Annotated in this window: 10 protein-coding genes and 14 tRNA genes; 18 read left to right on the forward strand and 6 right to left on the reverse strand. The window is 47.1% G+C overall.

Going from position 1 to position 15413, the window contains the following annotated elements; all coding sequences use genetic code 11:
• Nucleotides 1–47: 47 nt before the first annotated feature.
• The 5 genes from IEY09_RS16695 to IEY09_RS16715 form a co-directional block, all read right to left on the reverse strand.
• Nucleotides 48–123: transfer RNA gene (locus IEY09_RS16695), tRNA-Val, on the reverse strand.
• Between the two features lie 25 nt (nucleotides 124–148).
• A tRNA-Val gene (locus tag IEY09_RS16700) sits at nucleotides 149–224 on the reverse strand.
• A gap of 40 nt (nucleotides 225–264) precedes the next feature.
• Nucleotides 265–340: transfer RNA gene (locus tag IEY09_RS16705), tRNA-Val, on the reverse strand.
• Between the two features lie 27 nt (nucleotides 341–367).
• Nucleotides 368–443 (reverse strand) — tRNA-Val (locus IEY09_RS16710).
• Between the two features lie 48 nt (nucleotides 444–491).
• Nucleotides 492–567: transfer RNA gene (locus IEY09_RS16715), tRNA-Val, on the reverse strand.
• A gap of 514 nt (nucleotides 568–1081) precedes the next feature.
• Between IEY09_RS16715 and gltX the strand changes: the two genes are divergently transcribed.
• The 10 genes from gltX to IEY09_RS16765 all read left to right on the forward strand — a co-directional run bounded on the left by gltX (nucleotide 1082) and on the right by IEY09_RS16765 (nucleotide 3958).
• The gene (gene gltX, locus IEY09_RS16720) at nucleotides 1082–2491 is read left to right on the forward strand and encodes a glutamate--tRNA ligase (RefSeq protein WP_037420556.1); all 1410 of its coding nucleotides are present in this window, start codon (nucleotides 1082–1084) and stop codon (nucleotides 2489–2491) included.
• Between the two features lie 104 nt (nucleotides 2492–2595).
• Nucleotides 2596–2671: transfer RNA gene (locus tag IEY09_RS16725), tRNA-Ala, on the forward strand.
• Nucleotides 2672–2730: 59 nt separating this feature from the next.
• A tRNA-Glu gene (locus IEY09_RS16730) sits at nucleotides 2731–2806 on the forward strand.
• Between the two features lie 107 nt (nucleotides 2807–2913).
• Nucleotides 2914–2989, forward strand: a tRNA-Ala gene (locus IEY09_RS16735).
• A 63-nt stretch (nucleotides 2990–3052) separates the two neighbouring features.
• Nucleotides 3053–3128 (forward strand) — tRNA-Glu (locus IEY09_RS16740).
• A 78-nt stretch (nucleotides 3129–3206) separates the two neighbouring features.
• Nucleotides 3207–3282: transfer RNA gene (locus IEY09_RS16745), tRNA-Glu, on the forward strand.
• Nucleotides 3283–3360: 78 nt separating this feature from the next.
• Nucleotides 3361–3436 (forward strand) — tRNA-Glu (locus IEY09_RS16750).
• 98 nt (nucleotides 3437–3534) lie between these two features.
• Nucleotides 3535–3610: transfer RNA gene (locus IEY09_RS16755), tRNA-Glu, on the forward strand.
• Nucleotides 3611–3708: 98 nt separating this feature from the next.
• Nucleotides 3709–3784: transfer RNA gene (locus IEY09_RS16760), tRNA-Glu, on the forward strand.
• 98 nt (nucleotides 3785–3882) lie between these two features.
• Nucleotides 3883–3958, forward strand: a tRNA-Glu gene (locus tag IEY09_RS16765).
• Between the two features lie 368 nt (nucleotides 3959–4326).
• Here the strand turns inward: IEY09_RS16765 and IEY09_RS16770 are convergent.
• Nucleotides 4327–6156 carry an ABC transporter ATP-binding protein gene (locus IEY09_RS16770; RefSeq protein ID WP_188871954.1) on the reverse strand — a complete coding sequence of 610 codons (1830 nt, stop codon included), beginning with the start codon at nucleotides 6154–6156 and terminating at the stop codon, nucleotides 4327–4329.
• Nucleotides 6157–6337: 181 nt separating this feature from the next.
• Here IEY09_RS16770 and IEY09_RS16775 point away from each other — a divergent pair, with 181 nt between their 5' ends.
• The 8 genes from IEY09_RS16775 to IEY09_RS16810 all read left to right on the forward strand — a co-directional run bounded on the left by IEY09_RS16775 (nucleotide 6338) and on the right by IEY09_RS16810 (nucleotide 15350).
• Entirely contained in the window at nucleotides 6338–7963 is a 1626-nt protein-coding gene (locus tag IEY09_RS16775; RefSeq protein ID WP_037428206.1) for a DNA-3-methyladenine glycosylase 2 family protein, read from the forward strand.
• Between the two features lie 107 nt (nucleotides 7964–8070).
• Nucleotides 8071–8637 (forward strand): methylated-DNA--[protein]-cysteine S-methyltransferase, encoded by a 567-nt coding sequence (locus IEY09_RS16780; protein ID WP_188871956.1) that lies wholly within the window; start codon nucleotides 8071–8073, stop codon nucleotides 8635–8637.
• 37 nt (nucleotides 8638–8674) lie between these two features.
• Nucleotides 8675–9958 carry a DEAD/DEAH box helicase gene (locus tag IEY09_RS16785; protein WP_037428208.1) on the forward strand — a complete coding sequence of 428 codons (1284 nt, stop codon included), beginning with the start codon at nucleotides 8675–8677 and terminating at the stop codon, nucleotides 9956–9958.
• 66 nt (nucleotides 9959–10024) lie between these two features.
• Nucleotides 10025–10495, forward strand: a complete 471-nt coding sequence (locus IEY09_RS16790) for a phosphatase domain-containing protein (RefSeq protein ID WP_188871958.1) — start codon at nucleotides 10025–10027, stop codon at nucleotides 10493–10495.
• Between the two features lie 255 nt (nucleotides 10496–10750).
• Nucleotides 10751–12361 carry a phospholipase D family protein gene (locus IEY09_RS16795; RefSeq protein ID WP_188871989.1) on the forward strand — a complete coding sequence of 537 codons (1611 nt, stop codon included), beginning with the start codon at nucleotides 10751–10753 and terminating at the stop codon, nucleotides 12359–12361.
• A gap of 91 nt (nucleotides 12362–12452) precedes the next feature.
• Complete coding sequence (locus IEY09_RS16800; RefSeq protein WP_188871960.1) at nucleotides 12453–13352, forward strand: chemotaxis protein CheV; 900 nt, start codon at nucleotides 12453–12455, stop codon at nucleotides 13350–13352.
• 169 nt (nucleotides 13353–13521) lie between these two features.
• A complete protein-coding gene (gene sstT / locus IEY09_RS16805) occupies nucleotides 13522–14748 on the forward strand; it encodes a serine/threonine transporter SstT (protein WP_037420273.1) in 1227 nt (408 codons plus the stop codon).
• Between the two features lie 77 nt (nucleotides 14749–14825).
• Nucleotides 14826–15350, forward strand: coding sequence for a CIA30 family protein (locus IEY09_RS16810; RefSeq protein ID WP_188871962.1), 525 nt, complete (start codon nucleotides 14826–14828; stop codon nucleotides 15348–15350).
• Nucleotides 15351–15413: the final 63 nt, after the last annotated feature.

Raw genomic sequence — 15413 nt, forward strand, 5'->3', positions numbered from 1 at the left:
CTCCCGGCTGAGCTAAGCGACCCGGGGTAAATCAGTAGTGCAGAATATGGTGGTCGCTACTGGGATCGAACCAGTGACCCCCTCCTTGTAAGGGAGGTGCTCTCCCGGCTGAGCTAAGCGACCCGGGGTAAATCAGTAATGAAGAATATGGTGGTCGCTACTGGGATCGAACCAGTGACCCCCTCCTTGTAAGGGAGGTGCTCTCCCGGCTGAGCTAAGCGACCGGAATTCTTTCAATACAAATTTTTATGTCATTCACAAATATGGTGGTCGCTACTGGGATCGAACCAGTGACCCCCTCCTTGTAAGGGAGGTGCTCTCCCAGCTGAGCTAAGCGACCTGGGAATGACTACACAGTGAGGTTATATGGTGGTCGCTACTGGGATCGAACCAGTGACCCCCTCCTTGTAAGGGAGGTGCTCTCCCGGCTGAGCTAAGCGACCCGGGTATATAACAACATGTAAACCATGATTAAATTTGCATTTAACACATGGTGGTCGCTACTGGGATCGAACCAGTGACCCCCTCCTTGTAAGGGAGGTGCTCTCCCAGCTGAGCTAAGCGACCTCTGCTGTGTGGAGCCGTATTATAGGGAGGTTCGATCGGGTGTCAACGCTTTTTAATGAAAAAAGCATTGGTCGCGCTATTTTTGTTCGCATTGACTTAATGTTAATCATGCGCTCATTTAAAGTGTTACTTTATTGGGCAATTTAAGATTGAGTGATTTAAGCAAGCTTTGTATATCAGCCCATAGTGAATATTACCGCACAAATAACCACTAAACTTTATCAGGTTTTCTATATCGACGAGACGATGGATTTTTAGGTCGGTTATAGGGCATGAGTTCAACAGCGCTGGTATACATTTATGATCCTGAGTCGAGGTGAGTGAGCGCGTTTAGTTTCTATTATGATTGGTCAGCTAGCGATATCTATATCGAATTAATACATCGACTTTTGTGTTATCTGTATTATCAGCGGATATGTTCCATTTGCAGCGCTGACTTAGGCTGCTAGAATAAGCCCACTTTTTATCGTGATTGTCTTTATCTAGACGACTTTATATAGGTTAGTGTCCCACTATGACAACTAAGACGCGTTTTGCCCCTAGCCCAACAGGCTTTTTGCACGTGGGCGGTGCCCGTACTGCACTTTATTCTTGGTTACAAGCCCGTGCCAATAACGGTGAGTTTGTTTTACGTATCGAAGATACGGATATTGAGCGTTCTACTCAGGCCGCTTGTGATGCCATTTTAGAGGGCATGAACTGGTTAGGTCTAACGTGGGATGAGGGCCCGTACTATCAAACTAAGCGTTTTGATCGTTATAACGAAATCATCGCGCAAATGTTAGAGCAGGGCACAGCCTATAAATGTTATTGCTCGCGTGAACGTATCGATGCGTTAAGAGAAGCACAAGCGGCAAATGGCGAAGCACAAAAATACGATGGTTGCTGCCGTGACTTGCCGGCGCGTGATACTGATGAGCCTTTTGTTGTACGTTTTAAAAACCCTATCGGTGGTTCAGTCGTATTTGATGACCATGTTCGTGGCCGTATCGAATTCTCAAACGACGCGTTAGATGATCTGATCATTGCTCGTACCGATGGTGTACCTACCTATAACTTCTGTGTAGTGGTAGACGATTGGGATATGGGGATTACCTGTGTAGTGCGTGGTGAAGACCATATCAACAACACGCCACGCCAAATCAACATCCTTAAAGCATTGGGTGCACCTATTCCTGAATACGCCCACGTATCGATGATCTTAGGGGATGATGGTGCCAAGCTGTCTAAGCGCCATGGTGCGGTAAGCGTGATGCAATACCGTGATGATGGTTATCTGCCTGAAGCACTGCTTAACTATTTAGTACGTTTAGGTTGGTCACATGGCGACCAAGAAGTGTTCTCTTTAGAGGAAATGAAGCAGTACTTTAAGTTAGATGATATTAACAAAGCCCCTTCAGCCTTTAATACCGAAAAACTGGTTTGGTTAAACCAACACTATATTAAGACGCTTGATCCTGAATATGTGGCTTCCCACTTACAATGGCATATGGACGATCAAAAGATTGATACGTCAAATGGTCCAGCTTTATCAGCTGTAGTGACAGCATTAGCTGAACGTGCCAAAACGTTAAAAGAGTTAGCTGCATCTAGCCGTTACTTCTATGAAGATTTTGCCGAGTTCGATGCCGAGCAGGCGAAAAAGCATTTACGTGGTGTGGCGCTTGAGCCATTACAATTAGTGCAACAAAAGCTAGCGGCATTAACAGAATGGACCGTTGAAGGTATCCACCAAGCCATTGAAGCCACCGCTGCGGAATTAGAAGTAGGTATGGGTAAAGTGGGGATGCCATTACGTGTCGCTGTGACCGGAGCAGGGCAGTCTCCAGGCTTAGATATCACCTTATTCTTAATAGGAAAGGCACGCTCTGAGCAAAGAATATCCAAAGCGATTGAATTTGTAGCAGATAGAATAAATTCCTAAAAAACGAGTTGACACATTTAGGTGCGCTGCATAGAATGCGCCTCGCAGTTGAGACACAGACGAGCAAATGCTTGTAGTGCACTTAAATGTGGTTTAATAAGTTTGGGGCTATAGCTCAGCTGGGAGAGCGCTTGCATGGCATGCAAGAGGTCGACGGTTCGATCCCGTCTAGCTCCACCAAACTTACCGCCGATATTAAGCGAGAGTTTTTAACGAAATTCAAATTAATATGTCCTTGTGTCCCCTTCGTCTAGAGGCCTAGGACACCGCCCTTTCACGGCGGTAACAGGGGTTCGAATCCCCTAGGGGATACCACTATGTTTTACGACATAGTGCTCCTACCAAATAGCTAACGAGTTGTCTGGTAAGAACAAATCTAAATTTCTGCGATATACTGAGTTTCAGTTTTGTCGAAAGAGTTTGGGGCTATAGCTCAGCTGGGAGAGCGCTTGCATGGCATGCAAGAGGTCGACGGTTCGATCCCGTCTAGCTCCACCAATTTCGCCATATTAAGCGAGAGCACTGTTAGTCATAATAGTTGTCAAATTAATATGTCCTTGTGTCCCCTTCGTCTAGAGGCCTAGGACACCGCCCTTTCACGGCGGTAACAGGGGTTCGAATCCCCTAGGGGATACCACTTTCATCCCAAATGACTAACGAGTTGTTTGGGATAAATAGCAAGACCTCAGTTATGAGGAAAAACATAAGTCCTTGTGTCCCCTTCGTCTAGAGGCCTAGGACACCGCCCTTTCACGGCGGTAACAGGGGTTCGAATCCCCTAGGGGATACCACTTTCATCCCAAATGACTAACGAGTTGTTTGGGATAAATCGCAAGACCTCAGTTATGAGGAAAAACATAAGTCCTTGTGTCCCCTTCGTCTAGAGGCCTAGGACACCGCCCTTTCACGGCGGTAACAGGGGTTCGAATCCCCTAGGGGATACCACTCTATCTCTAATAAGATAGAGTGCATCACAAATGACTAACGAGTTATTTGAGATAAATAGTAAGACCTCAGTTATGAGGAAAAACATAAGTCCTTGTGTCCCCTTCGTCTAGAGGCCTAGGACACCGCCCTTTCACGGCGGTAACAGGGGTTCGAATCCCCTAGGGGATACCACTCTATCCCTAATAAGATAGAGTGCATCACAAATGACTAACGAGTTGTTTGAGATAAATAGCAAGACCTCAGTTATGAGGAAAAACATAAGTCCTTGTGTCCCCTTCGTCTAGAGGCCTAGGACACCGCCCTTTCACGGCGGTAACAGGGGTTCGAATCCCCTAGGGGATACCACTCTATCTCTAATAAGATAGAGTGCATCACAAATGACTAACGAGTTGTTTGAGATAAATAGTAAGACCTCAGTTATGAGGAAAAACATAAGTCCTTGTGTCCCCTTCGTCTAGAGGCCTAGGACACCGCCCTTTCACGGCGGTAACAGGGGTTCGAATCCCCTAGGGGATACCACCTCAACTAAAGTTAATCGCTAACGTTAGTTGAAGACAATAAACCATCGAAAGATGGTTTTTTTGTATCTATTATTTTATCGTGCCACAAGCCACAAGCCACAAGCCACAAGCCACAAGCCACAAGCCACAAGCCACAAGCCACAAGCCACAAGCCACAAGCCACAAGCCACAAGCCACAAGCCACAACGTTTATTGGTTTTCTCTGTTTCTATTGGGGTTAGACTTGCTTGCTGCATATTGGGATAAAGTCTTGGAACGATGTCTCGCTGTTAGTATGCAACAACACTATTTAGGACGGGGCAGAACAAAATAAAAAGGCGACTTAATGTCGCCTTTAAAATCAGTTCATTAAGTTACAACTCGGCACTATTCAACCCCTAAAAATCCGCCAGTTTGGTGAGCCCATAACTGGGCATAAATACCGCCAGCAGCAATCAACTCTTGATGTGTTCCTTGCTCGACGATACGTCCTTGATCGAGCACGATTAATCTGTCCATTGCGGCAATAGTTGATAATCGATGGGCTATTGCAATTACGGTTTTGCCCTGCATCAATTCGTACAAGCTTTCTTGAATCGCAGCTTCAACTTCAGAGTCCAAGGCAGAAGTGGCCTCATCGAGCAGTAAAATAGGGGCATTTTTTAATAGCACCCTAGCAATCGCGATACGTTGTCTCTGTCCGCCAGAGAGTTTCACGCCGCGTTCACCGACTTGTGCATCTAAACCATGATTGCCATTAGGGTCGGTTAGTTCATTAATAAAATCATGGGCCTGAGCTTGTTTAATCGCATGTTCGAGTTGGATTTCGCTCGCCCCTGGATTGCCGTACAGAATATTTTCACGAATCGTGCGGTGCAGTAGGGAAGTGTCTTGGGTGACCATACCAATCTGTGAACGTAGCGAATCCTGTTTGACAGATTTAATGTCTTGTCCATCGATACAAATTTGGCCTTTCTCAACATCGTAAAAGCGCATTAACAGATTGACTAAGGTAGACTTACCCGCGCCAGAGCGGCCAACTAGACCGACTTTTTCGCCCGCTTTGATCGTGAGGTTGAGTTCGTCGATTACGCCAGTATTTTCACCATAATGAAAGCTCACCTGATTAAAATCGATCCGACCTTGTTCCACTACTAAGGTGTTTGCATCTGGCGAGTCTTGAATGAGTGTTGTCTTGGAAAGGGTGTTCATCCCATCGGTGACTGTACCAATATTTTCAAATAATGAACTGATTTCCCACATGATCCATTGCGACATCCCATTGAGGCGCAGCGCTAAACTCACGGCAATTGCAATTGCACCCACCGAGATGGCATTGTCACTCCAAAGCGCGATTGATACGGCGGCAATGCTGAACGCGAGTAAGTAGTTAATGATTTGTACACTGACGCTGATCCCTGTGACGAGGCGCATCTGGCGATAAACCGTGTCGAGGAAACTGCGCATACTCGCCTTGGCATACTCGGCCTCTTTATCCGTATGGGCGAAGAGTTTCACCGTGGTGATATTGGTGTAACTATCAACAATGCGTCCTGTCATCGTCGAGCGGGCATCGGCCTGTTCGGTTGAGACCGTTTTAAGCCGCGGCACAAAGTACCATTGCAGACCAATATAGAGCGCTAGCCAAATCAGCATCGGGACCACTAGGCGCACATCGGCACTGGCCACCATCACCAGCATGGAGGTGAAGTAGACTAAAATGTATACCAGTACATCGAGGAGTTTCATCACGGTTTCACGCACCGCAAGGGAGGTTTGCATCACCTTAGTGGCAATACGGCCAGCAAAGTCATTCTGATAGAAGGAGACGCTTTGTTTGAGCAGATAGCGGTGCGCAAGCCAGCGGATCGACATGGGATAATTACCCAGCAAGGTTTGATGCATGATTAGTGCATGAAATAGCACTAATAATGGCATCACCAGTAGGACCATTACACCCATTAATATCAGCGTTGAACCTTCATCCTGATAGAGCGTCTCTGGGCTTTTTTTCACTAACCAATCGACTAATTGTCCCATAAAGCCAAAGAGTGAAACTTCGAGCATGGCGATGAAGGCTGTCAACACTGACATTAATATCAGCGGTAATTCATAACCCTTAGTGTAGTGGCGGCAAAACGCATACACCCCCGTGGGAGGCTTGGTTGGTTCGCCATCCGGTAGGGCTTCCACCCAAGATTCAAATCGTTTAAACATGAATTGACTCTATTTTATTGAGAAAAGTAAATGGGGAAAACGTCGAGGTGTCTAGCATATAGGATCTTGCACTTTAAAAGCACGCGATGATCCAGTTCCGTTTTCCGCGAGTGTGCTAGCATAGGGTGACGTACAGTAACCGACAAGTACAAAATTGTGAATAAGATTGTCGGATAGCCAAATGAAGCTGATAGCAGTGAGTCCAAAACCAACCACTAAACCACTAGTCGTGCCGGTAGTAAACGATTTGCAAGAGTGCTACTTATCCGCGACGATTTGCCGCGAGGCTCGCATCAGCCGTGATCCACGTTTTGACGGTAAGTTCTTTGTGGGCGTGTTAAGTACGGGCATTTACTGCCGAACGGTGTGCCCTGCCGTTGCACCTAAAGAAGAAAACGTACGTTATTTCGACTCGGCCATTAAAGCCGCACAGGCGGGGCTGAGGCCTTGCCTACGTTGCCGCCCCGACAGTGCACCAGGCTCTAATCCGTGGAAAGGGACAGGCACAACCCTAGACAGAGCTATAGGTTTGATTGAAGCTGGCGCCTTATCGGGTGAGCATGGATTAACGGTCGAGGCCTTGGCGGACAAACTGGGGATCAGCAGCCGTTATCTAAATAAGTTATTTACCTCTGGATTTGGCACTTCGCCTAAGCAATTTGCACTCTATCGTCAGTTAATGTTCGCAAAACAGTTGTTGCATCAGACGCAGCTGCCCATCACTCAGGTTGCGCTTGCCGCAGGCTTTAACAGTATTCGCCGTTTCAACGAGGCATTTCAACAGACTCTGCAATTAACGCCCACACAGTTAAGAAAATCCAGTCTGAAGTCGACTGCCAAGTTAGAGGAAGAGGAGAGAACTAATAAGGCTAGTCCGCAGGAGATGCCAGCGCACAGTTTGAGTCTATATCAGTATTACCGACCGCCGCTCGATTGGCCGGCGCAGTTAGCCTTTTATCGCCTGCGCGCCGTGGCGGGAATGGAGTGGTTTAGTGAGGGGGCAAATCATGACTCCAACGACATGATGTCCCAAGATACACTTGAGTATGGTCGCACCTTGCAACTTGAGGATATCTGCGCAGTGGTGCGTATCGCCCATGAGGCACATTTGCATCGCTTTAAAATCACACTGACATTAACACCCGACTCGCCCTTGGCCGGCCTACAAAAACTCATCACCCAAGTGCGGCGCATTTTAGATCTCGATGCAGATATGCAGCTGATTGAGCACAACCTACAGCGTTTGACCGATCTTAAGTTAATCCCTAAATCAGGTCTTAGGATCCCGGGAGCAGGATCTTTATTTGAGGCGGGTTGCCGAGCCGTTTTAGGTCAGCAGGTGAGCGTAGTGCAGGCCACTAAGTTACTCAATTTATTGGTCGAAGCCTATGGCGAACGTTTTAGCTTAAACGGGCAAGAGTATCGCTTGTTCCCTACACCGCAGCTGATCCGTCATGCATGCCTCGATGAGCTTAAAATGCCTGGCGCGCGCAAACTGGCGCTCAATGCGCTTGCTGCGTTTATCTGTGAACACCCAGAAGCCACAGCCGATGAGTGGATTAGGGTAAAAGGCATTGGCCCCTGGACCATTGCCTATGCCAAATTACGTGGGCTTGGCGATCCAAATATCTTCCTGCACACGGATTTAATTGTGAAAAAGCAATTACTGGCGACGATGGGTGAGCAGACAGGGTTAGATACTGAAGCGCAAAAACAACTGGATTATTCAGCGATTGTTGAGCGGATAAGTGCAGATATCGCCCCTTGGGGGAGTTATTTGACCTTCCTGCTGTGGTCCAATGCATAGGACATTTCAGGCCATGTTTATTGATTCAGTACCGAGGCTCTATATGAGAGCCACTATTTGAAACACAGTACGAAAACACTGTACTAAAGCCGCTGACGAGAACCACTATGAGCCCGAATTTATCGCAACTGATTAGCGCCCCAACGGCCAAAGATTATCAGCCCTGCGCTGTCGATATTTTAAGTACCCCTGTGGGAGTACTACAACTTAATGCCAATGCCTACGGATTGAGCCATTTAACTGTTGTGGGGTCGAGTCGTACCGAGATCCCCCTAAAGGTCGCAAGTAATGACCAACTCGCGCGGGCTAAAAGTCATATTGATCAGGCAAAGGCGCAGCTTCTGGATTATTTTCGCGGTGAGCTAACCCAGTTCCACTTAAGCTTAGCGCCCAAGGGCACCGAATTTCAGCAGCAGGTGTGGCAGGCCTTGGTGCAGGTCGGTTATGGCCAGAGTTGCAGTTATGGCGAGATCGCCCAGCGTATCGCAAGACCCAAAGCCGTTCGGGCAGTTGGCGCGGCTAATGGTGCCAACCCCATCGCGATTATTGTCCCCTGTCACCGTATCATTGGTAAAAATGGCCAATTAACGGGTTATGCCTATGGACTTACGATGAAACAGCAACTGTTAATGCTGGAATCGACAAGCAAGGGCGCGCATTTTACGTTAGAATAGCGGTCATATTTGTTATTGATGAGCCATGTAATTTTTTATGACCCAAGCTTCTTCCTCCGTTGCCAGCTTTGCCGAACTTGGCATTATTGCCCCCTTATGTAATCGACTCTCTGAGCTGGGTTATGTTTTTCCCACTCCGATACAGGCGGCTACCATTCCTGCCGTACTCAGTGGACAGGACGTGTTAGCAGGGGCGAATACAGGTTCTGGAAAAACCGCTGCTTTTGCAGTGCCGTTATTGCAGCGATTGAGTGAAGCGAAAAGTGATGATAAGTCGGCAGGCCAAGTGCGGTGTTTGGTGCTCGTACCTACCCGCGAATTGGCGCAGCAAGTGGCCGACAGCTTTTTATCCTATGCATCCCACTTCAATGGCCAACTTAAGATAGTCGCGGCCTTTGGTGGTGTGTCTGTCAATCTGCAAATGCAAAGCTTACGCGCTGGCGCCGATGTGTTGGTCGCAACTCCTGGGCGTTTACTGGATTTATTAGCCAGCAATGCGCTTAAGTTAAATCGCGTCTCGGCCTTAGTGCTGGATGAAGCGGACCGCATGTTAAGCCTTGGGTTTACTGATGAATTAAATCAAGTGCTTGAGGCGCTCCCTGCCAAAAAACAAACCTTACTGTTTTCGGCGACATTCCCCGAAGAAGTGCGCGCGCTAACGACCCAATTACTCCATCAACCGCTTGAGTTTCATCTGCAAAGTGAGCAAGAAAGCACCATTGTGCAGCGTGTGATAACCGTTAACCGCGAGCAAAAAACAGCGTTATTGGCCCATTTGATTAAACAGCATCAATGGTCACAGGCGTTAATTTTTGTCAGTGCTAAAAATACCTGTAACCACCTCGCGCAAAAGTTGTCAAAACGGGGAATTAGCGCCGAAGTCTTCCATGGCGATAAAGCTCAAGGTGCGCGGACTCGCGTCCTTGATGGGTTTAAAAATGGTGACATTAGTGTGCTAATTGCGACTGATATCGCAGCCCGTGGTATTGATATTGATAAACTCCCCGTCGTGATTAACTTTGATTTACCAAGAAGTCCAGCCGATTATATGCACCGTATTGGTCGTAGCGGTCGTGCGGGCGAGGTGGGCCTCGCGGTGACTTTAATTTCCCATGAGGAATATCACCACTTTGGTGTGATTGAAAAGAAAAACAAAATCAAACTGGTGCGTGAACAAATCCCCGGATTTGAAGCCAATGCTGAAATACCGCTGGATGTGTTAGCGCAGGAAAAACCTCAGGCCAAGCCCGAAGGCTCTGGCAAGAAAAAGCGTAAACAGTTACCCGTGGCGAATGTTGAGTTTTGGGGTAAAAAGTCTTAATTCCTCAGGTGTGAGTTATGCTTAGCATATCTTCAGGTTGTTTCGAATTGGTTTGGTAGAGGCAGTATGCAGCATTTATTTTGGTTAGTTGAAGGTAAAATCGCGGGCCGCAGTGGCCCTAATAAGGACCCTTGGGATTTAGCAGAGCTTAAAGCATCGGGGATCCGCGCCGTGTTATCCGTTAATGGCGGAGAAGGCTGCGAGCCCGGTAGTTTTCAGCACCATGGTTTGCGTTATGAATGTATCCCGTTTTCCAGAAACGTGCCGCCCCAGGAAGGGGATATCGCCATTTGTGTCGCCCAATTACCGAAGGCACTCGCTTTTATTCAACAATGTGAGGCTGATAATTTACCCGTGTTAGTTCATTGTCGTTCTGGCAAAGATCGCACAGGGCTTATCATGGCCTACTATCTGATGGTCAATGGCGCTGCGCCTTTGCATGCTGTAAGCCAAGTTCGCAGTATTCGCGACATTGCTTTTAGCGCTGAGGGGTGGGATCAGTTTGCCTTCGACGTGCTCTATGCCTTGCAAGACTAACTAACCTGAGCTTTGGTAAGTAGCGCCGCGGCATGGGCAGCTTTTCGGGCCTCTGTGCGTGGCTCTATGAAACCATAACTCGCGATGGCCTACGACAGAGCACTTATATCTACGCATTCTGTCAGAAAAAGATTTTGCTTTTCAAAATAATCATTTATTGCATTAATTTAGTTTGTAAAATTTAGATTTTTCGACACTGGTTACCCCGAGTTTAGGTTAACTATTTGAATTAATATCATTAAGGAATACCACTTGGTGACGATAATAGGGATATCTTCGCATGATAACTGTGGCGTTTTCGCTAAGGCAATAAGGCTCAATGGATTGATTTCTTCAATCCAACAAAGGGTCTTTCGCCTCTCTATTCCCTTTTGGGGACTCTTGCTTGTATTGATTAACGGTTGTAGCTCAATGCCAGAATTACCCGCAAAATCAATTGAAACCGCCTATCCTTTGGCCACTAATTCAATCTTGTATCAGGCCGTCAAGGGGGCTCTTGAACAACATCCTGAGCAAACGGGTGTTTTTCCCCTCGGCGATGGTGTCGACGCCTTTGTGGCGCGATTGCTGTTGATTGAGTCCGCCGTTAGCAGTATCGATTTGCAATACTATATTTATCGCAATGATGAAACTGGCCGCTTAATGACGAGGGTTTTATTGGATGCAGCACAGCGCGGGGTGCGAGTGCGTTTATTGCTCGATGATATGACCAGTGCCGATATGGATGAGCAGTTAATCGCCCTTGCGAGCCAGCCTAACATCAGTATTCGATTGTTTAATCCAACCACAGAGCGAAATTACCGCGATCTTGCATTTTTGTTTGGTTTTAGCCGCTTAAACCATAGGATGCACAATAAGTCATTCACCGTGGACAATGTGATGACCATTGTCGGTGGACGTAACATTGGCGATGAGTATTTTGCAGCGAATCGTGACCTCGAGTTTGGTGACTTTGATCTATTAGCCATTGGCGATGCCGTATCGCAGGTGTCTGATGAATTTGACCGATATTGGAATGCCGACTCGACCCATCCGATTGAAGTGTTAAGTGGGCATAATCCCACTCAGGCAGAGCTTGAAGCGTTTGCCCAGCAGATCGCCCAGCAGCGCGAGCAGTCTAAGTCTAGCGAATATGTAAAACGCTTAGCCCAGAGCCAGATATTGACTAATTTACAGCGTGACAATATGACTTGGTTTTGGGGAGAAGCCTTAGTGCTGGTTGACCCGCCCGACAAATTAGCCCAGAACGATAAAACCACTTGGTTAATCAGCCAGTTATTACCTTATCTGACGCAGGTGGAGTCCGAATTGTTTATCATCTCGCCTTACTTTGTGCCGACACCATCTGGAGTCGATTTGCTGACTATCTTGGCGCAATCTGGCAAACGGGTGCGTGTACTCACCAATAGTCTGGCTGCGACTGATGTGCTGGCGGTACATGCGGGCTATAAACAATATCGCCAAGCCTTGTTAGCTGCGGGTGTTGAAATATATGAGGTCAAGGCACAGGCGGGAGTGCGCTCCCATAGCTGGCGTGGGAGTTCCAAAAGCAGTTTACATGCCAAGGCATTTGTATTTGATAATAAACAGATATTTGTAGGCTCATTTAATTTTGATCCCCGTTCTGCGGCGATCAATACCGAACTTGGATTGCTGCTCACACAACCGCAGTTTAGTCGTCATGTCACTCATAATATTGAAGAAAAACTAGCGACCAAGACCTATAGACTCGCCTTGGAAGAAGGGAATATCGTTTGGTGGGATGATGCGACTAAACAGCGTTATGACAGTGAGCCTGACGCCGGATTTTGGCGCGTATTTGTCGCCGATTTCCTTGGGGTACTGCCAATCGAGTCACAGTTATAAGCTAAGGTAACTCAATCACAGTTTTAGCGTTCGCAACTCATTTGACGAACCGCTATGATAAAAACAGAATAGATGACGAGAATTTAGGTTTATGAAAAGTAAGGCAAGTCAATCCCAGGGGCTATTACTGTTTCGGCTATCGCAAACACAGATCTTTGCTCTGGGAACGCTTAAAATTCGTGAGTTAGTGCCCTACACGCCGCTGAGTAAAATTCCTCAATCCCATCCCACCATCCTTGGTGCAGCAACCATTCGCGGCCATACCATTCCTGTGGTGGATATGGCGGCTGCCATTGGTTATCGGCCAATCAGTGATGAAGAACGTAAACATTGCTATATCATCATTACTGATTGCCAGCGCATGATTATCGGCTTTTTAGTGCGTGCTATTGATAAAATTATTGAGTGCAATTGGCGTGACATTGAAGCGCCATCGGCAAATTTAGGGAGAAATGCCTTTTTAACTGGGGTGACGCGCTACGATAATCAGTTAGTGCAGTTACTTGACGTGGAGCTGTTACTGTCTAAGGTGTTCCCCGATGCACCTGAGGCCAATCGAGCAATCCTAACGGATGTGCAGCGGGAGAAGTTAAAACCCATGCGGATTCTGTTGGTCGATGATTCTAAGGTGGCCCGCAAGCAACTTTCCGATGCGCTCGATAGTATTAATATTCCCTATTTCGTGACCCCTGATGGAAGAGAAGCGCTCTCTATTATGGAGCAGGCGGCTGCTGAGCGTCACCCGATTGATATTTTAGTTAGTGACATCGAAATGCCGGGGCTCGATGGCTATGAACTGGCATTTGAAGTCCGAGATAATCCACTGTTGGCTAATGCTTATATTATTCTCCATACCTCGTTGTCCAGCGAAATCAGCGTCAGCCAAGCCCATCAAGTAGGGGCAAATGAGGCGCTGACTAAGTTTGATGCCCATGAGCTTGTGGAAGCCATGCTACGGGGGGCTGATTTAGCGGCTAAGCGGTCAAATTAGAGCGTGTTGGATTTTTGTAAGGGTTTTGCAGGGACTGGGTAATTTAATTCGCTTATTTCCCTGCAAAGCTAGACAAGTTCCATCACATCCTATAAAACCTTATTGGCCTCAATTTTGAAGGTGTGGGATGGGGAAACTCAGCCGAAATATAATAACGATAGGTTAAGTAATGAAACAAGAATCATCTTTTTTAGCCAAGTTGGCTAATAGCAGTTTGGTGCTGCAAATTCTCGTCGGGATTATCGCTGGTGTCGCTTTAGCCAGTTTTTCACATGAATGGGCCAAACAAGTCGCTTTTTTAGGTAGTTTATTTGTTGGTGCATTAAAAGCGATAGCGCCTATTCTAGTCTTTATTCTCGTGGCATCCTCCATTGCGAATCAAAAGAAAAATACTCAAACGAATATGCGCCCAATCGTGGTGTTGTACTTATTGGGTACCTTTGCTGCTGCATTAACCGCTGTGATTTTAAGTATGATGTTCCCGACTAATCTGGTGTTAGTTGCGGGTGTTGAAGGCACCAGTCCGCCACAGGGAATTGGTGAGGTGATTAACACCCTGTTGTTTAAACTGGTTGATAACCCCGTGAATGCCCTGATGACGGGGAACTATATTGGTATTTTGGCTTGGGGTGTGGGTCTTGGCTTAGCCTTACATCATTCGAGTGATTCAACCAAACAAGTGTTTGCGGATGTGAGCCATGGTATTTCGCAAATGGTGCATTTTATCATTCGGTTAGCGCCTATTGGTATTTTCGGTCTAGTTGCTGCCACATTTGCTGAAACCGGTTTTGCGGCAATTGCGGGCTACGCTCAGTTATTAGCCGTATTGCTCGGTGCGATGGCTATTATCGCCTTAATTATTAACCCGCTGATTGTTTACGTTAAAATCAAACGTAATCCCTATCCACTTGTGATCCGCTGTCTGCGTGAGAGTGGTGTGACGGCATTTTTCACCCGCTCAAGTGCGGCCAATATTCCAGTGAATATGGCATTGTGTGAAAAGTTAAATCTGCACGAAGATACTTATTCAGTCTCTATCCCGTTAGGGGCAACCATCAATATGGGCGGCGCTGCGATTACGATTACCGTACTGACTTTAGCAGCGGCACATACTTTGGGGATTCAAGTTGATCTGCTGACGGCCTTGCTGCTTAGCGTGGTAGCTGCGATTTCTGCCTGTGGTGCATCTGGTGTGGCGGGTGGTTCGTTATTGCTTATTCCGCTTGCTTGTAGCTTGTTTGGCATTTCTAACGATGTGGCGATGCAAGTGGTTGCTGTTGGTTTTATTATCGGCGTGATCCAAGATGCTGCCGAAACGGCACTGAATAGCTCTACGGACGTGATTTTTACCGCTGCTGCTTGTGAAGCCGCTGAAAACAAAGCTAAACTTGGATAAAGTGTGCTGTTGTTAGTGTAGAAGAAAGTATCATAGGAGCAGTCACTTCGGTGGCTGCTTTTTTTATGGGAGTAGTTATGATCCTTTTCGATTTTAAAGAGTTAAATGCGGCAAAGTCTTGGTATGGTGTTAATGATACAGTGATGGGCGGTTTGTCACGCAGTAAGCTCGCCATCTCTCCGTTAGGCTATGGGATGTTTAGCGGCCATGTGTCACTCGCCAATGGTGGCGGGTTTGCCTCGGTGCGCTGTGAGTTTGAATCCAAAAATGTGAGTGAATTCACTGGGATTTATCTCGAACTCGACCGTGATAGAAGCAAGCACTACAAAGTGAATCTCAAAGATGCCGACACGCCTCAGAGCACGGTTTATCAAGCGCCGATGCCCGATGCTAAGCATCAGTCTTTTGGCGTTAATGGTGGCAGTATTATTCACTGGCAACGTATTGAAATCCCCTTTACGGCGTTTCATCCCCAGTGCCGTGGCAAGCCGATTGAGCGTGCTGAGATTGATTTGAGCCGTCTCACAAGTATTGGGCTAGTGATTGGTGCGCAGCAAAGTGGTGATTTTGCATTAAAAATTAAATCAATAGGCTGTTATTGAGTCATAAGGGGATAAGCTAATGCTTGTCCCCTTAATCTACTGTTACACGCTCAACTCAGCGCG

The sequence above is a fragment of the Shewanella xiamenensis genome, from assembly GCF_014647135.1.
Lineage (GTDB): Bacteria > Pseudomonadota > Gammaproteobacteria > Enterobacterales > Shewanellaceae > Shewanella > Shewanella xiamenensis.